Below are 21,228 nucleotides of genomic sequence, written 5' to 3'. Positions count from 1 at the left end.
GGCCGACGGTTACCATTTCGTGAACTGGACTGGTGATACTGCCAACGTGGCCGATGTCAATGCGGCCAGCACCACCATCACCATGCACGGTAACTACACCGTCCTGGCCAACTGCGCCGCGGCAGTAGCTATCGATCCTGCCTCCAAGAGTGCTAGCCTGTTTACCGATGCCGATAGCAACGGCGTAGTCAGTCCTGGCGATACCCTGCTCTATAAGGTGACCTTTGGGAACAGTGGCAATACGGATGCCACCGGAGTTGTCTTCTCTGACGACCCAGATATCAACACCACCCTGGTGGTAGGCTCCGTTACCACTACCAAGGGCGTGGTAACCTCGGGGAACAATCCCGGCGATACTTCAATAGGGATAAACGTAGGAACACTCCAAGGGCTAGGTCTGGAAATCGTCACCGTCACCTTCCGCGTTACCATTAACAGTCCACTCTCTCCTACCGTGACCCGTGTATACAACCAGGGGCTAATCTCATGCAACGAAGTTGCGCCTCAGTCTACCGATGACCCGGTTACTATTCCTGTTGGTGATCCTACCGGGACGGACATTGCCCACCCTGCTTCAGTCCCTGCAGTTCCTACCCTATCCCAATGGGGGATGATTGCCATGGCGCTACTGTTCTGCACCGCGATGGTCTGGCTGCTTCGCAGGAAGTTGACTCAATTCGGCCCCAGGCTCAGTTGATGACATGTGTACTATACTTAGGTATACTTTCAGTGCAGTCTGCCGATTGTCTGCAAGACTGCTCAAGTGCCCCTACGGGCATGTGGCGAAAGGAGTGTAAGAAGACATGAAAAAGCACTGCTGTCCATCCTGGTTACTGCAGCAATCCTGACGGGATTGCCGGCAAGTGCAACGATATCCTACAGTTCGAAGACGGTTACTCTTCTTTCCGCAAGCGTGACCGATACAGTGACGGTCACTGTCATTGTCTGGGATGGAGAGTGTGGATGTTCTACGATTATGACAGGGGTTAAGCATTCAGGGAAAATGTCACCCTACCCATAACCAGGATCTACATAACAATGGCAGCCCTGGAGACCAGGCCCTTGTCCTGCTCCTCAAAGGCCTTGTTGATTTCCTCCAACCGGTAGGTACGGGAAATAATCTTCTCAAAGGGGTATTTGGCCTTGGTACGGCTCAGAAAATCAAGCGCCTTCTTGATAGTATCGCGACCATACATGGCAACGCAGAAGATGCTCTTGGAGCCCATCACCAGGAAAGCGGGATCAGCCTCGAATGTCCCGTGAAATGGGCTGATGTTGCCCATTTCCAGGTAGCGCCCGCCGTTGCAGAGCATGTCGAGTCCTTCAGGGATGGCCCTGGGACTCCCCACCAGCTCGGCAACCACATCTGCTCCCCAACCTCCGGTGAGATCCTTTACCCGTTGCACCCGTTCCTGCGGAGTCTTGAACTCCCTCATATCAATCAGATCATCGGCGCCAAAGGCCTTGGCCAGCTCCAGGCGCTGAGTAATGCCATCTATGACAATGATCTTGTTGGCACCCATCTCTCTAGCTACAGCAGCAGCGTTGATACCCAGACCGCCGGCACCCTGGATGACGACCGTCTCTCCGAATTTCAGGTTTGCTTTCTCCAGGCCATAGATAACCTCAGACAGGGCACAATTAACAGAAGCCACCATCTTATCGCTCAGGTCATCCGGAACCTTGAAAACCGGATAACTCGCGCGAAGGTAATAGTAGTCAGCATAGGCCCCTACAAAATGAGGTGGTGCCTCCGAAGTGTACATATACATAAGGTTCAGGGGACAACTCGCATGGTTCCCTTTCAGGCAAGCAGGACAGCGTCCGCATGAATTGAAGTAGGGATATACCACGCGATCGCCTACCGCCAGCGGCTGGCCCGCTGAATCGGTGGCAACACCCTCGCCAAGCTTGGCAATCCTGCCTGTCATCTCATGACCTAGAATGGTTGGCAATGGTGCCCCTATGGCCCCCAGGTTCATGTCTCCACGCCACATGTGGAGGTCTGAACCACAGATATTGGCCACCGAAACCTTGACCAGGATAGCCCCCGGTTCAGCGTCAGGGACGGGATATTCCACTATCTCCATAGGCTGGCCCAGACCCCTGTAAATCGCAGCCCTGCCTTTCTCAGCCATGACAACCTCCTTGACAGATTCTCTCAGCACGCAATCTGGATACGCACCGTGTGTTCAGCCAATTTCCCCTTCCTTCTTTCGATATGTCAATCTCTAAAATCAGGCCTCCACATGTCTCTGGTTTCAAAACAACAACTTTGGCACTCCGTCTGCAATACTATCCTATATTTTTCCTTACTTCTTCCGGTACTTCAACCTGTGTGGATCTTCTTACCAATTTGATCGACTCAGGAGGGCAGTGCGTAACACATAGACCACATCCTATACAGATGTCTACATCGACTATAGGGATTTCGCCCATCTTCAGGGCACCTACGGGGCAGATATCAATACACGAGCCACAAGCATTGCATTCATCCTTATCGATACTGGGTATAAAGGGGGATGGGATCATTGTTTTGGTTTTCAGTTGATTCAAGCCCATGAACAGGGGGCAGCAATCGGTGCAGCAATTACATATAAAGCCTTCAATATTGATGCTGTGAACCAGCCCATCTGCGTTCGCTTTGCGTAGAAGGTTAAGGGCCTCATCCAGGGTGATCTCGCGGCCCATACCATGCTCGACACACCATCGGGCGGTATCTCCAGAGTGAAGGCACGTCTCCAGCATATGATTGCAATGATTGTCCGGTTCCGACAGCCAATGTGAGAGGCGGCAGGGACAGGTGGACACACAGAAATAATTCTGTGCCTTCAGGAAATAAATGAGGTTCTCCTCTGGACGGGCATCGTCGGGTAGTACCCAGGGATGAGCCCATATGGGGGCAAAAGGGAAACCCAGTTTACACAGTCTATCTCTGGCCCATTCATATAGAGCCTGATGAAGCGCTTTGCCCAATTCCACATCGTAGGAAAACCGTATATTGCCGAAGAGACCCGTCTCGACAAGTCCCGGAGCACAGCTCCCCAGAACCCGATAAGCCGGATCCTCCTTGCCGGGATCGATCCACATTGTGCCTTTGTAGGCCATGGCCTCCAGCCTCTTCTTGAGCCTGGCTTTGTCAACGCCCGTCTTGGCCGAGAGCTCGCTGAGTTTGCCTCCGGTGGTACCTATCTGAAGAGCCAGGCGAGCCTCATCAGGGGTGAACTGCAAGCTCAGAACCTTCAACATTGCCGGTGTCACCGGCACACCCACTACATGCGGGTCGTTCTTGTCTATCATCTCTGCCAGTTCCAGGTAGACATCCTTGGTAGTCATAGATTTACCTCCTCAAGATATACGTTTATTTCTGGTGCAGACTAAACCAGAAGCTGTCTGGCAATGGTCATGCGCTGCATCTCAGAGGTCCCCTCATATATCTCGGTTATCTTGGCATCCCTGAAGTAGCGCTCCACCGGGTAATCCCTAATGTATCCATAGCCTCCGTGGAGTTGAACTGCCTGGGTAGTGACTTTCATTGCAGTCTCGGAAGCGAAGAGCTTTGCCATAGCGGCTTCTTTGACATAGGGCAGACCCTGATTCTTGAGATACGCCGCCCTATAGGTGAGCAAACGTGCCGCATCAATAGCTGTTGCCATATCAGCCAGCATCCACTGTATGCCCTGAAAACTGGAAATGGCTTGCCCAAACTGTTGCCGATTCTGGGTGTAGCTCACAGATGCTTCCAGGGCGGCACGGGCAATACCTACCGCCTGGGCAGCAACGCTTATCCTGCTTGAGTCTATCGCTCCCATGGCAACCTTGAAGCCGTCGCCTTCATTTCCCAGTCGGTTCTCAACACCCACTCCACAGCCTTCAAACACCAGTTCAGCAGTGGAGGATGCCTTGATACCCAGCTTCTTTTCCTTCTTACCTACTGAGAACCCTGGCGTGCCCTTCTCTACCACCAGAGCCACGATACCCTTGTGGCGCAGAGACTTACCTGTGGTGGCAAATACAACGGCGATATCTGCTTCGGCACCGTTGGTAATGAAAATCTTGGTTCCATCGATAACATATTTATCTGCCTTCCTGACAGCAGTGGTGCTCAGGGCACCGGCATCGCTCCCCGCACCGGGTTCGGTCAGTGCAAAACAGGCCAGTTTCTCACCCCTGGTAAGAGGGACTACGAAACGACGCTTTTGCTCCTCTGTGCCGAATTTGTAGATGGGATAGCAGGCCAGAGATAGAGCGGCAAGATATACCGCGCTGGTACCGCCACAGGCGCGAGCGATCTCCTCCACCACAATGACAAGGTGGGTGCTATCCCCCCCACTCCCCCCGTATTCTTCCGGGATAGTCACCCCCATCAAGCCAAGCTGGGCCATTTTCCTGATGCTTTCTACAGGGAACCTCTCCTCCTCATCCACCTGCTTGGCTACCGGCTCCAGCTCGTTGGTGGCAAACTCTCTCACCATTCGCTGAAAGATCTGCTGATCCTCTGTAAGAGTAAAATCCATTGAACCTCCCCTCAATATACGCCTAGACTATTATAGGAGTAATCTGCTTCCTAATCGAACGGATTCCCCCCATCGCCTAAGTGGGTTAAGCCTTGCCCTCACAATCTAAGATTTTGAACGGCTGCAAACACGGTCAGAAAGCATTTTTGAAGTGAGCTTACTTTGGAAACCTTTACGATGAGGATTTCAAAAGATAGGATATTACGCATGAGCAAAGCAAAGCGAAAAGTTGGAGATCAGCAGCCTTCAGGAAAGCTGGAGCGGGTGACGAGATTCGAAATCGCGACTCCTTGCTTGGGAAGCAAGTGCTCTACAATTGTACCAGCCCAACCTCAGCTTGGATACGCGCCCCGATCTCTACCCGGTTGATTCTGATTGGTCCGAAGCATTTCGGCTGGCTTTCGACTTGTCAAGGGATAGAATAACCGCCGACAAACCGAATAAGACGCCTCCCGCCGGGATCGTCATCATCAAGCCAAAGCAGAAAACTGATATCGCCCCTGAGAAGGTGCTGGAGCTATGGTCGGCGTAGTCAATCGCCGAGAAGATGGTATATGCCAACCCAGACGCCCATGCGAGCACTGCCAGGAGTCGAAGTAAGGAAACTACCGATAGACCGATCTCTTGTCCGCGATTTCTCATCAATCACCTCCCAGTTTACGCATTTCCTCTCAATGTTGGAGGAAAGTCAAAGGTGAAATTCTAGCACCTTCTGAAGTTCTATAAGATGCCGCTGTCTTGAAATCCAATAAGGGCAACTTCTGAGGAGTTTCCGGTCTGTTGGGGAAAGCATCTATCACTGTCCCTTAATCTGCCACTTCAATTTCCCAATCTTAAGACCATGGTACGCAGACAAAACGAAGCTAAAGGCCGCTATCACAAAGGCAAGTACTGCCATCACAACATCATCCCCGAAAGCCAGAAAGATACTCCCCAAAACAGTAAAAATAAAAACAATGATTAACAATGCTGTCCTATTGCGTCTGCGGTCCTTCAGCTGTTCTTGAATGAAAGCTGATCCTAATTCCCCGGTCTCAACTTTCTTGCCACAGCGAGGGCAGGATATGGCATCCTCTGGCATTTGCTTCTCGCAGGAAGGACACACTCTCATCTTTGTATCTCCCTCTTCTGTTCCGTGCATCATAGCCCGACTATGGCTTTCATCATGGCCACATTGTGTCCCTACTTAGCCCAAATAGCATATCCGATGAGCACCACAATACCAATGAGGACAGCTTTTGACAAGTCAAATACCTTGGTGTGCACATCCGGCAGCTTCCTCTTTGCCTCTCTGAGTTTGGCTTCCCTTATCCCACAGAGTAATAGAGCAAGACTTCCGAAGCTACGTGAATTTCGAGAGGAATCCTTTGTAGCGCCAGCAACTTACAGTTTGACTAGAAGATCACCCTTGTCCATCTCCACGGTATAGCGCGCCAACGACTCTTTGGCCGGGCCACTGAGACTCTTCCCTTCGTAATCAAAGGTGGAATGGTTGAAGCTGCAGCAGCGGAGCATACCCTTCCCTGGCATGGGGTCGATCTTCCGATGAGCATGAGGACAGCGGTCACTGAAGGCAAGATATTTGTCATCATCAGTCCTGACCACAAGGATCGGCTGCTTTAGCCCCTGGCCTTTAAGGTAAGCACCTCCTCCTTTGACAATGACATCCGGCTTCTGGCTGAGCTTCACCCGTACCTTGTCTCCCTCAAGGCTCCACTGATCTTGACTCAGCGGTTTTGTCTCACAGATTCCCAGTAGAGACTTGATAAAACCAACAATACCACTGGACATAACTTTCCTCCTTCTGAAACTGTTTCATTTCGGCGCTATCAGGCCAAAACAAACGTGATAAGATATGGTACTCCAATCTCGCCCCAGCCTATACGCAGACATTGTCACTTCGTCCGCAGGATTAGAGACCCCAGCGTAACACTGGCGAATATTGCCAGGATAGGGTCTTTGCGCGCCAGAGCAGCCTCAGTAGAGAAAGCCCCTTCTTTCTTTGTGAAGCCATCTCCTATATCCAGGCCACCCAAAGTCGTCTTAGAGACAATCCTTGCGGAAGTGGAGGAAGGGACGTGAATCTCCACCGAGGACACGCCAGCGGTGATCTTCACCTGTGCGTTGCGCTGCAGTACGCCGCCGAAGTCAAACTTGTAAGAGGCTGCTCCACCATCAACAATCATGTCGCTGAAGTTAGCATTGGCCAGGTTCTTCATCTCCATGTTGACGGCTCCAGCAGTGAGATTGAGTGACGTCATGGCCTGTGGATTCGGTGCGGAGAAATCGAAGTCAACCTTCCCAGCGCCTTGCTTGATGACCAGATGGTTTATGGGCAGACCTCCCAGATCGAAGCTGCTCTCACTGGCCCCAATCTCGAGCGTCAGCATGTAGGGCCTGGTTTTCCCAAGCGTCAGCTCAAACTGGGGGACACCACTGAAATAGCCTCCCAGGTCACCCACATCATGTTCCTGGGTAAGCTTGACTGTCCCTCCTTTTCGGTCAATCTTCGTTGCCCTCATGCCGGAAGGGTACTCATAGGTGCCGGAAACCCACTCCATGCCATCGCCAGGTTTGATTTTGAACCGGCAGCCCCCGGCACGAATCTTCAGGTGCAGATCCTCCGCTTCCGGATAGGCTACGCTAATCTGGCTGACAACCATCTCCGGTTTAGTGCGCCCGGAAGATAGATACGCACCGCACTTGCTACAATAGTTGCTTCCCTCTTTGTTTTCTGCACCGCACTTCCAACAAAACATCTTGCCTCCTCCTTACTGCGGATGTTGATGCCACCTTAAATGAAGCGCTCGAAGCGGTCTTTTTTGGCCTTACATATCGGGCATACCTCAGGTGGCCCATCCCGGGCACACAGATAGCCACAGACCTTACATCTCCACACCGGCAAAGGGAGCGCCCCCAGGCCACCCTGAACCGGCGCGGGTTTCGGCTTCTTCTTCTGTTCAGGCGGTGGGCGACGTTCCGGTATGCTTCCCACCGTCTTTTGACCGTTCACGACGGCCTGCGAGACATAGAGGCCTCAATAGCACGCATCATACTCGCTGACATCAGTGTCTCTGTAATCGCAGGGGCAGATGATATCAAGGTCCTCTTCCTTCAGCCCGGCAGACAACCTGCAGGGGCAGGCCTGGTACCCATACCTTTTCTCGTTGACCAGCAACCCCTTCACCAGATCTTTGGCAAACTCTACATCGGGGTTGAGATGGTACCCCCCCGACTCAGCTTCGCTTCTGAGCCTCTGGTAAAGCCTGTCGACTTCGTCCGGGTTTATTGCCACCTGGCTATTCATTTCTTCAACTTCAAGGCTTCTCTGATCTCATTTTCTTTGAAGCCAGCGATGCACTTTTTGTCATTCAGCACCAGGGTCGGGAAAGAACAAGCAGGGTTCCATTTCTTGACATCGTTCATAACCTTCTCTTTCTCAGCGCCGTCCAGATAGTCAACGTCTATATAGTAATACTCCACGCCCAGTTCGTTCAGTAATTTCTTGGTCTTCTGACACCAGGGGCAGGTACTCAAGGCATACAACATCGTACGCCCCACATTCTTACCCGGGACATGTTCTACATTCATAGCCATGGCCTCCTTTCAAACCCTCGAAGAGGATTATACACCATGAGATCAAGTGCCCGGTAGATCAATCAGTCCAAATGAAATGGCCACTGGAGCGCTGCATTGCTTCCAGGGGCCAGACATAGCCCAATATTCGCTGCCTTACATCACAGCTCAACGTCGCGGCAGTCAGGAGCGACAATGAGTTTAGGCTCGGTCAGCTTCTGCACTTCCTCAGGCGTCCACCCCGGGGCCACTTCTTTGAGAACAAGTCCCTTCTTTGTCACCTCAATGACAGCAATGTCCGTTACGATAAGGTCAACACACTCTACGGCTGTCAGTTGGTAGGTGCACTTCTTCACTATCCTGGGGTGATTGTCCTTGGTAACATGATTCATGGCAATGATAAGCCTCTTGGCTCCTACAGCCAGGTCCATAGCACCGCCAATGGTGCCGATCTGCCTCTCCGGTACCAACCAGTTGGCCAGATCGCCCTTCTCCGAGACCTGAAGTCCTCCCATAACGCTGATGTCCAGATGCCCACCCCTGACAATAGAGAATGACTCATCATGGGCAAAGAAGCTCGTCCCTGGAATGATCGATACCGGCTGGCCACCGGCATTCACAAAATCAGGATCTCCCTCCCCTGCGGTGTGTACCTCGCCAAAACCAAGCACGCCGTTCTCACTGTGAAACACCACCTCTCTCCCCGCAGGAACATAGTTCGACGCCAGAACAGGGATACCTATCCCCAGATTGACATGATCGCCGTCCTGGAATTCCCTGGCCACGCGAAGGGCCATCGTTTGTCTATCAAGTCTGAACTTCTCCTCCATGCTTTCCTCCTTAGCTGCTCCCTCTCTCCTTCATTCTCCTGTTAGACTCCAGGGCTTCCTGGCTGATGGGCTTGTCATCAACCTTGATCTCCTTGGGCCGCACTACCACTCTGTCCACATATATCCCCGGGGTGACAATGACCTCAGGGTCCAGTTCGCCCAGTTCTACAATCTCATCTACTTCAGCAACGGTCACCCTGGCTGCCCCGGCCATGGTAGCATTGAATGTCCTTGACGTCCTCCTGTAAACCAGGTTGCCCCAGCGGTCCGCCTTGTGCGCCTTTATCAGGGCAAAATCTGCCTTGATGGGCAACTCCAACAGGTAAGTACGGCCATCAATAACCTTCTTCTCCTTCCCCTGCTCCACAACCGTGCCAACGCCAGTCGGTACGTAGACACCTCCAAGCCCCGCTCTGGTTGCCCTGATCCGCTCTGCCAGGGTTCCCTGGGGAACCATCTCTACCTCCACCTTCCCTGCCCGGAGCAGTTTCTCGAAGGTATTCTGGTAGATAGTGCTCACGGGTGCGGCTACAATGGACTTCTTTATCTGGCCATTCCTGACCAGAATATCCATGTCCTCAGAGAACTTGTAGCCCAAAAGCTTCCATACGTCCGAGCCAAAGCCGGTCGTGTTGGACACCGTGGTAAGATTCTTTATCCCTTTACGAGCCAGAGCCTCCAGCAGACACGTGGGACAACTGGCTACTGTGCCGAAGCCGCCTATCATGATCGTTGCGCCATCCGGGATATCGGCCACAGCCTCATCGAAGCTTGAGACAATCTTGTTTATCGGCATAGTCCTCCTCCTCTCTGGCAATAGACTATTAGAACCAGTATAACCTTGTCAATACTAACCCCTTACCCCAGGACATCTTAGGCATCGTCCTGGTGAACATCTTCCCGGGCTGGACTTTCATGGGGTGGATAGTAGCCCTTATCAGTTGTCAGGCTGGCAGTGCCAGATATACTCAAGCAGCAGCAGACTTGAGGGCATATTGAAGCGCCTGGAGAACAGCCTGATCCTCTTCAGGAAGGACAGTACGCGGATCGAGGAGCAGCGCATTGCCTTCAAGCCGGCATATCACGGGCGGCCGGTGACACCGCAGCCCTACAGCCAGCCCTTGCACCAGACTTCGTTCTCTTCCCTTCGTTAATCCCCTGATCATCACCAGCCTGGTAGTCAAGGTACTCCCTGGCAAGCTCCCTCCCCCCACCACAGATTCACCATCTGTCACAACAGCCAGGCCTCCAAGCTGCTCAGACCATCGGCGTGCCCGCTTCTCTATTTCAGCAAGTGGCATAGATATCATCTGCCATACTGGTATCTTCTGCTCCGCCTCCCCCTTGACATAATGAAGCAGGGTGACAGCCAGCCCTGCCAACCTTGTTTTGTCAATGCGCACCGCCCGGGCCAGGGGATGCTTCCCTAGTTTATCAACAAGGTGCTTCTTCCCCACAATAATACCAGCCTGCGGGCCACCTAGAAGCTTATCCCCGGAGAATAACGCCAACCCGACGCCGGCAGCAACGCTATCCTGAACCTTAGGCTCGGGACCCAGTCCGAAACTGGAGGTGTCCAGCAAGCAGCCGCTCCCCAGATCATCCAGCACCGGCAGGCCATGCTGCTCCCCCAGTTGGACCAGTTCACTTACAGACACCTCCTGAGTAAAGCCTACTACCTTGAAATTGCTCGAATGAACCCGAAGCAGTGCTGCTGCCCTGGATGAAATCGCCTTCTCATAATCCGAGAGGTAGGTGCAGTTGGTGGTGCCTACCTCCACCAGCTTCGCTCCACTCTGTCGCATCACATCGGGTATACGGAAGCCGCCACCGATCTCCACCGCCTGCCCTCGAGAGACAATAACCTCTTTCCTCTTGGCCAGGGCAGTTAATGCCAAGAGAACTGCCGAGGCATTGTTGTTTACTACCAGAGCAGCCTCAGCTCCAGTCAATCGACACAGCAGGGAAGATAAGTGAACCTCCCGAGAACCCCGCCCACCGCTTTCAAGATCGAATTCCAGGTTCACATAGCCCCTGGAAGCCGACTCCATAGCAGCTATACTCTCCTCACTGAGGGGTGCCCGACCCAGGTTCGTGTGCAGTACCACGCCGGTAGCATTAATCACCCGCTGAAGGGTGGGCCGCCCCAGCGACTCGATACGAGCGGATATGGATTCCACCAATCCATCAAAAGAGGGGACTGGCTGGCCTCCGGCAATAGATAAGCGGCCCTCCTCAAGCACCTGACGCACCACTTCAAGGGCAAATGAGCGGGAGTAAACTGCCTCCAGTGACTGAAGGCGTTTATCCATCATCAGCCGGTCCACGCTGGGGAGGCTGCGGAAATCACTCTGCATCTTCTCGCCTCGGTCCTAAAAATGTAGCATACGCTTTATTCGGCAGCAAATCGAGCGTTATTCATATTTCGTCCCTCACGCTCAATGTTGCGATTGCCAGAGAGGAGGCTCTAGGAGCCTGGGTCACGACTATTTGCCCAAAGCTAGGCTGGGCGCAAGCGAACGGTTGTTTTGTGCCTAACTTATCCGCGTTGTCCGAGTGGTGACCCACCCTCCTAGATGATGCAGGTTGACATATCTCCAGTTGACTTGCAAGACAATGAAGAGTTATTGTCTGAGATCAACATGGCTTGGACTCACCCAAAATACTCACATAAAGAAGTTGATAACGCTGGGGATATTCTCCTACGTGGGCCACTCTTCATGAAGGATGATAAACATATACTTGAGGGCTATTCAGATGAGATAGATAATGCCATAGATATCATAAACAACTTTCGTGTCGCCCACTTTTTCCCCCTAACCATAATCAGGAACACTCTACACAACAAAGCACAAGCTGTAGATAGGCAAAGCATCGTAGCGCAACGCCTCAAAAGGTTATCTTCCATCTACGCCAAACTAGAGCGTTTTGAGCATATGAAGTTGTGGGATATACAAGATATTGGGGGTTGTCGTGCTATCGTACACACAGTCAACGATGCAAACCAATTGGTGGACATGCTCAAGACAAGCCGAATCCGCCACAAGCTAACGCACGAGGATGACTATATCCAACACCCCAAAGATGATGGATATAGGAGTAGGCATCTGGTCTATCGCTATTTCAGTGATAGAAATCAGATATTCAATCACATGAAAATCGAAGTCCAGATTCGCACCTCTTTACAGCACGCGTGGGCTACTGCCGTAGAAACCGTTGATACCTTCACCCAACAAGGTTTGAAGTCAGGTAAGGGATATGCGGATTGGAAACGCTTTTTTCAATTGATGGGGGATGAAATGGCATTCCATGAGAATACCCCGCTAGTACCAGGGACTCCCGCAGATAGGCAAGAGTTGCTCAGGGAATTAACTGGATATGCCAACAGGTTACAGGTAAAGGCACGCCTTGAGGGGTTTGCTGACGCGCTCAAGTTCACAGGAGATGTTCTGCCAAGCAAGACTGGCTATATCCTGCTATCGCTAGATGTCACAACAGATACGCTAACCATAGACAGTTACGCCAAAAATGAGTTCCAGTTAGCATCGAATGACCTCGAACTAAGAGAGAAAGAAATACGCGAGAAGATAGGAATGGATGCAGTGCTTGTATCTGTTGACTCTATTAGCAACCTTCGACGCGCATATCCAAACTACTTCGCAGATACACACTCCTTCATCGAAGAGTTAGAGAGTGCATTGAGGCCATGACCTACCTATCTGCTACTGCAAGCGGTTTCAAGGAATTTCAAACTAGAGGTGGCTCTGCACCTCTAGTTTGCTTTTTGCTGAGTCTATCGGAAAAGTAGGCTATAATCATACCGAAGAACGTGAGGTAAAGCATGAAATGATCTATCTGGACAATGCGGCCACCTCCTGGCCCAAACCGGAAGCGGTCTACCAGGCCATGGACAGTTTCATGCGCCACACAGGGGCCAGTCCCGGACGCTCCGGACACCGCCTCTCCATTGAAGCAGGCCGCATTGTCTATGAGACCAGAGAGGCCCTAGCCCACCTCTTCGGCATAAGTGACCCGACACGCATCGTCTTCACCTGTAACGCTACTGAGGCCTTGAACCTGGCGATACGGGGTCTCCTGCACCCTGGAGACCATGTGATCACCAGCAGTATGGAGCACAATTCAGTCATGCGCCCACTGCGCGCCATGGAGAGAAAGGGGCTTGAGGTAACCGTGGTGAACTGCTCCCGTGAAGGTTCCCTCAACCCCCCAGACATAGAGCAGGCTATCCAGCCAAATACCAGGCTCATCATCCTGAACCACGCCTCCAACGTAGCGGGTACGCTTCTACCTGTAGCCGAAGTGGGGCAGATTGCCCGGCACCACGGTGTGCCCTTCATGATTGATGCGGCTCAGACCGCAGGGTGCTGTCCCATCAATATAGACGCCATGAACATCGACCTGCTGGCTTTTTCGGGACACAAGGGGTTCTATGGACCGCAGGGGACAGGGGGGCTCTACATTCGCAAAGGCATCGAATCCAGCATTGAGCCCCTCAAATACGGCGGCACGGGCAGCCATTCCGAACATGAATACCAGCCGGACTTCCTGCCCGACAAATATGAGAGCGGAACGCACAATACCGTGGGGCTGGCCGGCCTGGGCGCCGGGGTGCGCTTCGTCCTGGCGCAGGGCATAAAGAACATGCGAAAAAGGGAAGAAACACTGACAATGTTCCTACTGGAAGGACTAAAGGCCATCCCTGGTATCACTGTCTATGGAAGCGGTAATGCCGGTAAGCAGGTGGCAGTCGTTTCCTTCAATATTGCCGGACTCACATCTTCAGAAGTGGCCATGCAGTTAGAAGAGGAGTATGAAATCATGTGCCGCCCGGGGTTACACTGCGCCCCCATAGCCCACAAGACCCTGGAAACCTTCCCCCAGGGCACCGTCAGATTGAGTCCCGGCCACTTCAATTCAAACGAGGATATTGAGAAAGCCCTGGAGGCAGTGAGCAGGATTGCTGCTGCGAAAGCGAGGTGCTAGCATGCCTGAAACTGTAGATGCCCGCGGGTTGGCCTGCCCTCAGCCCGTAGTCCTGGCCAAGAAGGCACTGGGAAAGGCTGTCAAGGTTACTGTTATCGTTGACAACGAGACAGCCAGAGAGAACGTCTCCCGACTGGCAGCGAGCCAGGGATGCATTGTGTCTGTTGAGGAGAAGGAGGAGGGGGTCTATCTGCACCTGACCAGAACATCAGCTAAACCACAAAGCTCCGAGACGTCAGCGCTTTCCGGGCCCACAGTGTTTCTCATTACCTCCAACACTCTGGGGCGGGGAGATGACGAACTGGGTACTATCCTCATGCGCAGCTTTATGCACACCCTGGGCGAGGCATCATCCGGACCGTCCCGGATCATCTTCATCAATAGCGGAGTGAAACTGGTGGCCAGGGGTTCCGAGGTACTCGACGACCTGCGCACGCTGGAAAAAGCAGGGGGCGAGATATTGGCCTGCGGCACCTGCCTGGGATATTACAAGCTGAAGGAAGTAGTGGAGGTAGGACACATCTCCAACATGTATGATATCACCTCAGCCTTGTTGGAAGCGGGTAAGGTTATTTCTCTTTGAGGAGGACCGGCTCGGCCGATGGAGACCGCACAGCACAGCATAGTCCTGTTCTACTCTATGAGCGGCGCTCTGCAGGCCGAGAAGTTGTTCAAGAAGAGCGGTATCGCCATCAAACTGATCCCTGTGCCCCGGCAACTCAGTTCAGATTGCGGGGTCTGCCTTCGGTTTGGAAGGGCAGACGAGACACAGATCAAGGCAACCCTGAAGAAGGAGCGGATAGACATCCAGGGGATCTATCCGGTTTGATACTGCCTGCGGGAGGGCCCGCTAGAGGAGGAAACAAAATGGCTAAGAAGCAGAACCCCCGACTCACAAAAACAGTCCGCGGCGCGGGTTGAGCTTCCAAGCTGGGTCCAGGGGACCTGGACAGGGCACTGTGCGGTCTGCCTCTCATCCACGACCCTAATCTGATCGTGGGTTTAGAGAAGGCTGATGATGCCGGTGTGTACAAGCTAAGTGAAGATTTGGCTATAGTACAGACCGTTGATTTCTTCACGCCCATTGTCGATGACCCCTATACCTTCGGGCAGATTGCCGCGGCCAACGCTCTCAGTGATGTCTATGCCATGGGAGGCAAACCCATCACAGCCATGAATATCGTCTGCTTCCCCAGTAAGACCTTGGATATATCCATACTGAGGGACATCCTGAGGGGCGGCCTGGAAAAACTGCGGGAGGCCGGCGTCGTCCTCATCGGCGGGCACAGTGTTGATGATGAGGAATTGAAATACGGGCTTTCGGTGACCGGCACCATCCATCCCGGGAAAGTGATGACAAAGTCAGGTGCAAAAGCAGGTGATCAGTTGATACTCACCAAGCCCCTGGGCACAGGCATCATCAACACCGCCGCCAAGGGCGGGGTGGCCAGTGAAGAAACCATCGCCAACGTGACCAGGTCCATGTCTGCCCTCAATAGGCCCGCCTCCGAAGTAATGCAGGGAATTGGGTGCAATGCCTGTACCGATATCACCGGTTTCGGCCTCCTGGGGCATGCCTGCGAAATGATTCAGGGCAGTGAGGTCGGCCTGAAGATCCGCACCTCCTCCGTTCCCATCTTTGCCGAAGCTGTGGAGTTCGCCCGGATGGGCATGATCCCCGGCGGCACCTACCGCAACAAGGAATTCCGTTCCAGGATGGTGAGGGTGGCTGCCGGGCTCCCTGACTACATGCTCGACATCCTCTTTGATCCGCAGACCTCCGGTGGTCTGTTCATCTCAGTCAGCACCCCCAAGGCAGATATATTGCTGTCAGGATTACATAAAGCCGGCGTGTTAGAAGCTGCTATTGTCGGAGAGGTAGTAGCGCAACCCAGAGAAACGATTATTTTGGAGTAAACCATGTTTGTGCTTGGCACCGCAGGTCATGTAGATCACGGCAAATCCCGCCTGGTTCAGGCGCTGACCGGCATCAACCCCGATCGCCTGGTCGAGGAGAAGGAGAGGGGTATGACCATCGACCTCGGCTTCGCCTGGCTCAAACTGCCCAGCGGTCGAGAGGTCAGCATCGTTGACGTCCCCGGGCATGAGAGGTTTATCAAGAACATGCTGGCCGGGGTAGGGGGCATCGACCTGGCTCTGCTGGTGATTGCCGCCGACGAAGGGGTGATGCCCCAAACCAGGGAACACCTGGCCATCCTCGACCTCCTTCGACTGGAAAGGGGGATCGTCGTTATCACCAAGAAAGACCTGGTAGATCAGGAACTGCTGGAGTTGGTTACCATGGAGGTTAAGGAGACATTATCAGGAACCACCCTGTCTCAGGCCCCCATCATGACTGTATCGGCGGTAACAGGCGAAGGTCTGCCCGAACTTATTGCCGCCATCGACCGTCTCCTGGACGCTACCCCACCCAAGAGGGATATCGGCAGGCCAAGACTCCCTATAGACCGGGTATTCACCATTGCCGGCTTTGGCACCGTCGTCACGGGAACGCTGATTGATGGGCACCTCACGGTGGGACAGGAGGTGGAGATAGTCCCGGCACGCCTCAAGGCCCGCCTGCGGGGGCTGCAAACACACAAGAGGAAACTGGAAACGGCATCGCCGGGCACCAGAGTAGCAGCCAATCTCTCCGGTCTGGCTACCACCCAACTGGAGCGTGGCGATGTATTGACCAGCCCTGACTGGCTGCGGCCCACCACAGCAGTGGATGTGAAGATTCAACTGCTACCCGGGTTACCTCATCCACTGAGACACAATGCCGAGATCACCTTCCATAGCAACGCCCTCGAAGTGATTGGAAGGGCCAGGCTGCTGGAAAAAGACAAGTTGGATCACGGTGAGACAAGCTGGGCACAACTGGCTTTCACCCGGCCGGTGGCTGTGGTTAAGGGCGACCTCTTCATCATCCGTTCCCCAACAGAAACCCTGGGCGGAGGTGAGATTGTCGATGCCTATCCAAAACGCCACCGCCGCTTCCATACCAGTACCATTCAGGGCCTGGCTGCCAGGGAGAAGGGCGGTCCCCAGGATATCCTGCTGGCCATTCTGGAGGCTAAAGAGCCACTCGAAACAGCAGAGCTTCTCAACCGTTCCAGCCTCTCGACATCACAAGCACAGGAAGTCATAAAATCCCTCGTTTCTGAGCACAGATTGGTAATGCTGGGCGACAAGGGGTCTCATACACTCCTCTTTTCAGGTACAGGTTGGCAGCGTCTGAGAGAGAGAGTAACTCAGATAGTGGGGGCTTACCACCAGCAATTTCCCCTGCGCTATGGCATGTCCAAGGAGGAATTACGAAGCAAATTAAAGATCCCCGCCGGATCGTTCCCTGCTGCTCTGGAGCAGTTTGTGCAAGATGGCACGCTGGCAGAGGACGGTAAACTGGTACGCCTGCCCTCATATCATATAGAACTGAGCAAAGAGCAGAAGGCAGCTGTGGATACTTTCCTCAAGTCCTTGACTCAAAACCCCTATTCCCCACCGGGCGAACTAAAGATCGATCCGGAACTGCTTGATCTCCTCGTCGAGCAGCGGAAGGTGGTGAAGGTATCCGGGAACGTTATCTTCGCTGCTTCAGCCTACGATGAAATGATGGAGCGTATTACTACTCACATCAAATCGCAGGGCAAGATAACCGTGGCAGAAGTGCGCGACATTTTCCAGACCAGCCGCAAATACGCCATGGCTATGATGGAATTCCTCGACGACCAGAAGATCACCCGCCGGGTTGGCGACGAGCGTGTGCTGAGGTAAAATGCCGCCACACTCAACAACTTCTGGTCATCCCTGAAAGTGTCTCTACTCGCCATCTGGATGAACAAAATGTCCACAGGAGCTAAGATACCCCTCCTCACCGCATAACGAGCAGCCAAAATGGATAAGGTGAAAGTGTCGATCGTAAGAGCCCATGACTACGAAAGAACTGGGCTTATTCCAGCCATAGAGAGTGGCCTTACCCTGATTGGTGGGTTAGATGCCCTAGTCAAGCCCGGCAGCAAAGTCTTTGTCAAAATAAATCACCTCTCACCACCCTCTGAAGCAGATAAAGGCATAGTCACCCACCCCGTCTTTGTCGAAGCCGTTCTGGAATTACTGAAAAAGGCCGGTGCAGAAATCACTGTAGGTGATGATATCAGCTCTGATGCCGGAGACGGATTTCGGATCTCGGGTGTCCGTCAGATGTGCGAGAGGGCTGGGGTCAAGTTAATCAACCTTAAAGAGACTGGCTTTGTGGAAACGAATTGCAGAGGCCGTCTTCTAGAGAAGGTGTATGTATCTTCAGCCGTGCTGAATGCAGACGTAATAATCAATCTTCCTAAATTGAAGACGCATTCTCTCACCACTCTCACTGGCGGGGTAAAGAATATGTACGGTATTATCCCCCAGGGTTTCCGTACCAGATTTCACGCCCAGTACATAGGGAACGAAGACTTCAGTCAGATGCTGACGGACATCTTTTCCGTTGCCAGGCCGCACCTGACCATAATGGATGGAATCATTGCCATGGAGGGTGAGGGCCCGGCGGATGGGAAATTGAGGAAGGCGGGGGTGATCCTGGCCAGCAAAGACGCAGTGGCTCTGGATGCCGTAGCTACAAGAATAATTGGCGGGAATCCCCTCGATATCTACACCACCCTTTACTCCCAGGAGCGGGGACTAGGCATCGGTAACCTTGATGATATCGACGTGGTTGGTGAAACCATCGAGAATGTCATGGTTCATGATTTCAAACTTCCAGGCAGCGCCTTCGCCACGCTGAGAGGAAGAGCCCCCGGATTCCTGCTCAGATTCCTGCAAGATAAGCTTGCCGTTCAACCGTGGGTAAACGAATCATCCTGCACTCTATGCCTTGCCTGTGAGAAAATATGCCCTGTGTCTGCAGTCACGGTGGATGATACCACGGCCAGGATCGACCACAGTATTTGTATAGCATGCATGTGCTGCCATGAAGTATGCCGCTTTCATGCCATCACACCCAGGCGGCCGGCTGTGGGCAGAGCAATATACCTTCTGGTTGACATCCTCAGGAGAATCAGGGCACGCCTCGCTTAAGATATATCTGCCACCCTGTAACAAATCAGCAACAAGTCTGTAGGGACAGGTCTTAAGACCTGTCCTTCTGTGCTTTCACAGGGAAAGTGGGGGGCATCCTTCCTCGGAAGGATGCCTGACCCGGGGTCATTTCAATCCCGAGCCTTCAGCTCTACAGAAGCAAGCTCCCGGCACAAAGTGGGTGTCAGGTCCCCGACCTGACCCAGGCGGCCTTCTAATCCCGGGCCTTCAGTTTCACTAAGGCCAACTCGCTGTAGATGGGCCCACTGGAGGTCAACTGGCTCTTCATCAATCTGACGGCATTGACCTCAAAAGAAAGGCTGGCTTCGAACTTCACCGACTGAGCCCATAGGCCAAACCGTCGTCTATCCTCGGGCGTCACTCTTTCCCTGAGCCGCCCCAGAGTCAAGTGCGGACTGAAAGGGCGGGATTCAGGAGGGAAACTCAGTGGAGAAAGCGCTGCCTCCAATTCCCTCTGGAGAGTAGCCAACCTGCCCATTTCACCCCCAACCCCTACCCAGACAATCTGCGGCCGCTGCCAGTTGGGGAAGGCACCCGTGCCCCCGATTTGCAGCGTGAAAGGACATACCGGCTGGGCCACCAGGGACATAGCCTCGACTATCTCCGGTATAGTCTCCCCGGACACACTGCCCAGGAATTTGAGAGTCAGGTGGATACTCTCCGGATCAGCCCACTTCACAAAGGAATGCCGCCTCACCTTCAGCTTCTCCTCAATAGAGGCAAGCTCAGCCCTTACTTCAGCAGGTAGTTCAATAGCGATGAAACTGCGGACTAGCTCCATCCCAGAAGCCTTTGTGCATTACCCCCCAGGATCAGAGATTTCGCCTCCTGAGGCAAATCCACCGATTCGATCTGAGCGATGACCCTTCTGGGAGAAATCAGGGGATTATCACTGCCAAAGAGAATTTTGTCCGCACCAGCAATCTCTGCAACACGCTCAAAGACTTGAGCGCGGTATAGAAAAGGAGTAGCGGCAGTATCAAAGAAGGTGTTCTTCAGTGCAGAAGCCACCTCCGGCATCAGGGCATAGAAAGGCAGTCCCCCACCCCAGTGGGCGCAGACCACCGTCAGCTCGGGGTAATTCAAGATGAAACGATACAAAGAGTCTGGCGTAATCTCGCCCTTCCCCGGATATTGATGCCCCACAGGCTCTGAGGCATGGGTGAGAAAGATGAGATTATGCTTTCTGGCCACCTCGACAACCGGCCCCATTACCTCTTTATCCGCCAGGTCGAAGCCCTGGGTATCCGATCTCATCTCCCCAATGCCCCTCGCTCCACCCCGGGCACAGCGCTCCAGTTCAGCTATGGCCGCATCGCCGGCCTTCGGCTGTATAGCGCAAAAGGGTATCAGGCGCTTCGGATAGCGAGAGGCCGCTTCGAGGATATAATCGTTGGTTCGCTTACAGTTCTCGTGGCTCGCCCACCCCATATTAAGCGCCACCGACACATCCACCTCAGCTTCATCCATGCTGGCGATCAGTTCTTCAGCAGTGGCGATCCTGGCTTTGGGAGAGGCAAAGAGTTCCGCAAAGCAGGGATCAGGGCCAACACACTCCTGCCGCCTCTCCTTCACCTCAGGTGGGAAAATATGGGTATGAAAATCAATGATCACAGTGCCAAGATTATATCATCTCAGCCTTGTTTTGATCCACGGCGGTTGATAAGGCAGGGCAATTGCCGCTGGTTGGGAAGGCTCAGAGAGACATCGCTCGATCAGAGATCCGTTACGCAGGGTGCAGGTGAAATTGTTGTTGTCCAGCGAAAATGTCACCCTAATTGTTCAGCGAATTTGTCACCCCTTGTCATAAAAGGCTTTGTAAGATCTACGCCAAGGATGATGCGGACCTGGCTTGTGTCCATTACTGCGGAGCGGGCGGTTGACCATGACGTCAGATGTTGGCCTGTTGGACCGCAGTTGGCCGCTATCGGGTGGTGCCTCCGTAATAGGCAAGAGCTGCCCCTTATAGTACACGGCTAAGGTGCCATCAAACCTCTCATGCACCGTTACCCTGGCTCGTGCGTAGCTGGCTCTGTCTATCCCCGGCTGGATTTGCAGGCGACGGCATTTGAACCGCGCCACGTTGTCCGAGCCGACGGTGCGTTGATACTTGAGGCAGAAGACCTCTTCGGGGATAAAGCCTGGTGGGGTTGGCCTATAGGCTGATCCAGGCTGACTGGCTGGAACCATGAAGCGGTGGTTGT

General features: G+C 53.3%; 23 protein-coding genes. 8 read left to right on the top strand and 15 right to left on the bottom strand.

Annotated elements, in window-relative coordinates:
- A partial coding sequence (locus NTZ04_05275; GenBank protein ID MCX5991722.1) for an IPTL-CTERM sorting domain-containing protein occupies window positions 1–697 on the top strand: 697 nt, incomplete at its 5' end.
- Window positions 698–1,028: 331 nt separating this feature from the next.
- On the opposite strand, the gene NTZ04_05270 is transcribed toward NTZ04_05275, so the two are convergent.
- The 12 genes from NTZ04_05270 to selA form a co-directional block, all read right to left on the bottom strand.
- Window positions 1,029–2,138 (bottom strand): zinc-binding dehydrogenase, encoded by a 1,110-nt coding sequence (locus NTZ04_05270; protein ID MCX5991721.1) that lies wholly within the window; start codon window positions 2,136–2,138, stop codon window positions 1,029–1,031.
- A gap of 157 nt (window positions 2,139–2,295) precedes the next feature.
- Window positions 2,296–3,336, bottom strand: coding sequence for a 4Fe-4S binding protein (locus NTZ04_05265; GenBank protein MCX5991720.1), 1,041 nt, complete (start codon window positions 3,334–3,336; stop codon window positions 2,296–2,298).
- 41 nt (window positions 3,337–3,377) lie between these two features.
- Complete coding sequence (locus NTZ04_05260) at window positions 3,378–4,517, bottom strand: acyl-CoA dehydrogenase (protein MCX5991719.1); 1,140 nt, start codon at window positions 4,515–4,517, stop codon at window positions 3,378–3,380.
- Between the two features lie 357 nt (window positions 4,518–4,874).
- A complete protein-coding gene (locus tag NTZ04_05255) occupies window positions 4,875–5,159 on the bottom strand; it encodes a hypothetical protein (GenBank protein ID MCX5991718.1) in 285 nt (94 codons plus the stop codon).
- 154 nt (window positions 5,160–5,313) lie between these two features.
- A complete protein-coding gene (locus NTZ04_05250; GenBank protein ID MCX5991717.1) occupies window positions 5,314–5,628 on the bottom strand; it encodes a hypothetical protein in 315 nt (104 codons plus the stop codon).
- Window positions 5,629–5,900: 272 nt separating this feature from the next.
- Window positions 5,901–6,308: a Rieske (2Fe-2S) protein gene (locus NTZ04_05245; protein MCX5991716.1), complete on the bottom strand. Its 408-nt coding sequence runs from the start codon at window positions 6,306–6,308 to the stop codon at window positions 5,901–5,903.
- Window positions 6,309–6,412: 104 nt separating this feature from the next.
- Entirely contained in the window at window positions 6,413–7,276 is an 864-nt protein-coding gene (locus tag NTZ04_05240; protein MCX5991715.1) for a zinc ribbon domain-containing protein, read from the bottom strand.
- A gap of 35 nt (window positions 7,277–7,311) precedes the next feature.
- Window positions 7,312–7,824 carry a ferredoxin:glutaredoxin reductase gene (locus NTZ04_05235; GenBank protein ID MCX5991714.1) on the bottom strand — a complete coding sequence of 171 codons (513 nt, stop codon included), beginning with the start codon at window positions 7,822–7,824 and terminating at the stop codon, window positions 7,312–7,314.
- Window positions 7,821–8,108, bottom strand: a complete 288-nt coding sequence (locus NTZ04_05230; GenBank protein ID MCX5991713.1) for a glutaredoxin family protein — start codon at window positions 8,106–8,108, stop codon at window positions 7,821–7,823. The genes NTZ04_05235 and NTZ04_05230 overlap by 4 nt, the downstream gene beginning before the upstream one ends.
- Window positions 8,109–8,254: 146 nt before the next feature.
- Window positions 8,255–8,923, bottom strand: a complete 669-nt coding sequence (locus NTZ04_05225) for a 3-oxoacid CoA-transferase subunit B (protein ID MCX5991712.1) — start codon at window positions 8,921–8,923, stop codon at window positions 8,255–8,257.
- 10 nt (window positions 8,924–8,933) lie between these two features.
- The gene (locus tag NTZ04_05220; protein ID MCX5991711.1) at window positions 8,934–9,719 is read right to left on the bottom strand and encodes a 3-oxoacid CoA-transferase subunit A; all 786 of its coding nucleotides are present in this window, start codon (window positions 9,717–9,719) and stop codon (window positions 8,934–8,936) included.
- A 172-nt stretch (window positions 9,720–9,891) separates the two neighbouring features.
- Complete coding sequence (gene selA, locus NTZ04_05215) at window positions 9,892–11,280, bottom strand: L-seryl-tRNA(Sec) selenium transferase (protein MCX5991710.1); 1,389 nt, start codon at window positions 11,278–11,280, stop codon at window positions 9,892–9,894.
- A gap of 219 nt (window positions 11,281–11,499) precedes the next feature.
- Between selA and NTZ04_05210 the strand changes: the two genes are divergently transcribed.
- From NTZ04_05210 to NTZ04_05180, 7 genes are all read left to right on the top strand, one after another.
- The gene (locus NTZ04_05210; protein MCX5991709.1) at window positions 11,500–12,633 is read left to right on the top strand and encodes a RelA/SpoT domain-containing protein; all 1,134 of its coding nucleotides are present in this window, start codon (window positions 11,500–11,502) and stop codon (window positions 12,631–12,633) included.
- Between the two features lie 136 nt (window positions 12,634–12,769).
- Entirely contained in the window at window positions 12,770–13,927 is a 1,158-nt protein-coding gene (locus tag NTZ04_05205) for an aminotransferase class V-fold PLP-dependent enzyme (protein MCX5991708.1), read from the top strand.
- A 1-nt stretch (window position 13,928) separates the two neighbouring features.
- Window positions 13,929–14,510, top strand: a complete 582-nt coding sequence (gene yedF / locus NTZ04_05200) for a sulfurtransferase-like selenium metabolism protein YedF (GenBank protein ID MCX5991707.1) — start codon at window positions 13,929–13,931, stop codon at window positions 14,508–14,510.
- Window positions 14,511–14,528: 18 nt separating this feature from the next.
- Window positions 14,529–14,756: a DUF3343 domain-containing protein gene (locus NTZ04_05195; GenBank protein ID MCX5991706.1), complete on the top strand. Its 228-nt coding sequence runs from the start codon at window positions 14,529–14,531 to the stop codon at window positions 14,754–14,756.
- A 38-nt stretch (window positions 14,757–14,794) separates the two neighbouring features.
- Window positions 14,795–15,844 (top strand): selenide, water dikinase SelD, encoded by a 1,050-nt coding sequence (gene selD / locus NTZ04_05190; GenBank protein MCX5991705.1) that lies wholly within the window; start codon window positions 14,795–14,797, stop codon window positions 15,842–15,844.
- 3 nt (window positions 15,845–15,847) lie between these two features.
- A complete protein-coding gene (gene selB / locus NTZ04_05185) occupies window positions 15,848–17,704 on the top strand; it encodes a selenocysteine-specific translation elongation factor (protein ID MCX5991704.1) in 1,857 nt (618 codons plus the stop codon).
- Between the two features lie 120 nt (window positions 17,705–17,824).
- Window positions 17,825–19,003, top strand: coding sequence for a DUF362 domain-containing protein (locus NTZ04_05180; GenBank protein MCX5991703.1), 1,179 nt, complete (start codon window positions 17,825–17,827; stop codon window positions 19,001–19,003).
- Between the two features lie 214 nt (window positions 19,004–19,217).
- Here the strand turns inward: NTZ04_05180 and thpR are convergent, their stop codons facing one another.
- The 3 genes from thpR to NTZ04_05165 form a co-directional block, all read right to left on the bottom strand.
- A complete protein-coding gene (gene thpR, locus NTZ04_05175) occupies window positions 19,218–19,805 on the bottom strand; it encodes an RNA 2',3'-cyclic phosphodiesterase (GenBank protein MCX5991702.1) in 588 nt (195 codons plus the stop codon).
- Window positions 19,796–20,638: an amidohydrolase family protein gene (locus NTZ04_05170; protein MCX5991701.1), complete on the bottom strand. Its 843-nt coding sequence runs from the start codon at window positions 20,636–20,638 to the stop codon at window positions 19,796–19,798. The genes thpR and NTZ04_05170 overlap by 10 nt, the downstream gene beginning before the upstream one ends.
- A 180-nt stretch (window positions 20,639–20,818) precedes the next feature.
- Window positions 20,819–21,228, bottom strand: a 410-nt coding sequence (locus NTZ04_05165; protein MCX5991700.1) for a hypothetical protein, incomplete at its 5' end; no start/stop codon positions are given.

The organism is Chloroflexota bacterium (assembly GCA_026389585.1).
In the GTDB taxonomy this organism is placed as follows: Bacteria; Chloroflexota; Dehalococcoidia; order UBA2247; family RBG-13-53-26; genus JAPLHP01.
The sequence above is the reverse complement of the archived record's forward strand: the minus strand, read 5'-3'. Positions and strand labels throughout refer to the sequence as shown.

Coding starts and splice junctions, on each gene's coding strand:
- yedF (MCX5991707.1), top strand. CDS start 13,929: ATGCCTGAAACTGTAGATGCCCGCGGGTTGGCCTGCCCTCAGCCCGTA.
- NTZ04_05255 (MCX5991718.1), bottom strand. CDS start 5,159: ATGAGAAATCGCGGACAAGAGATCGGTCTATCGGTAGTTTCCTTACTT.
- selB (MCX5991704.1), top strand. CDS start 15,848: ATGTTTGTGCTTGGCACCGCAGGTCATGTAGATCACGGCAAATCCCGC.
- NTZ04_05270 (MCX5991721.1), bottom strand. CDS start 2,138: ATGGCTGAGAAAGGCAGGGCTGCGATTTACAGGGGTCTGGGCCAGCCT.
- NTZ04_05180 (MCX5991703.1), top strand. CDS start 17,825: ATGGATAAGGTGAAAGTGTCGATCGTAAGAGCCCATGACTACGAAAGA.
- selA (MCX5991710.1), bottom strand. CDS start 11,280: ATGCAGAGTGATTTCCGCAGCCTCCCCAGCGTGGACCGGCTGATGATG.
- NTZ04_05250 (MCX5991717.1), bottom strand. CDS start 5,628: ATGAGAGTGTGTCCTTCCTGCGAGAAGCAAATGCCAGAGGATGCCATA.
- NTZ04_05240 (MCX5991715.1), bottom strand. CDS start 7,276: ATGTTTTGTTGGAAGTGCGGTGCAGAAAACAAAGAGGGAAGCAACTAT.
- thpR (MCX5991702.1), bottom strand. CDS start 19,805: ATGGAGCTAGTCCGCAGTTTCATCGCTATTGAACTACCTGCTGAAGTA.
- NTZ04_05195 (MCX5991706.1), top strand. CDS start 14,529: ATGGAGACCGCACAGCACAGCATAGTCCTGTTCTACTCTATGAGCGGC.
- NTZ04_05210 (MCX5991709.1), top strand. CDS start 11,500: ATGATGCAGGTTGACATATCTCCAGTTGACTTGCAAGACAATGAAGAG.
- NTZ04_05230 (MCX5991713.1), bottom strand. CDS start 8,108: ATGAATGTAGAACATGTCCCGGGTAAGAATGTGGGGCGTACGATGTTG.
- NTZ04_05245 (MCX5991716.1), bottom strand. CDS start 6,308: ATGTCCAGTGGTATTGTTGGTTTTATCAAGTCTCTACTGGGAATCTGT.
- NTZ04_05220 (MCX5991711.1), bottom strand. CDS start 9,719: ATGCCGATAAACAAGATTGTCTCAAGCTTCGATGAGGCTGTGGCCGAT.
- NTZ04_05260 (MCX5991719.1), bottom strand. CDS start 4,517: ATGGATTTTACTCTTACAGAGGATCAGCAGATCTTTCAGCGAATGGTG.
- NTZ04_05265 (MCX5991720.1), bottom strand. CDS start 3,336: ATGACTACCAAGGATGTCTACCTGGAACTGGCAGAGATGATAGACAAG.
- NTZ04_05205 (MCX5991708.1), top strand. CDS start 12,770: ATGATCTATCTGGACAATGCGGCCACCTCCTGGCCCAAACCGGAAGCG.
- NTZ04_05225 (MCX5991712.1), bottom strand. CDS start 8,923: ATGGAGGAGAAGTTCAGACTTGATAGACAAACGATGGCCCTTCGCGTG.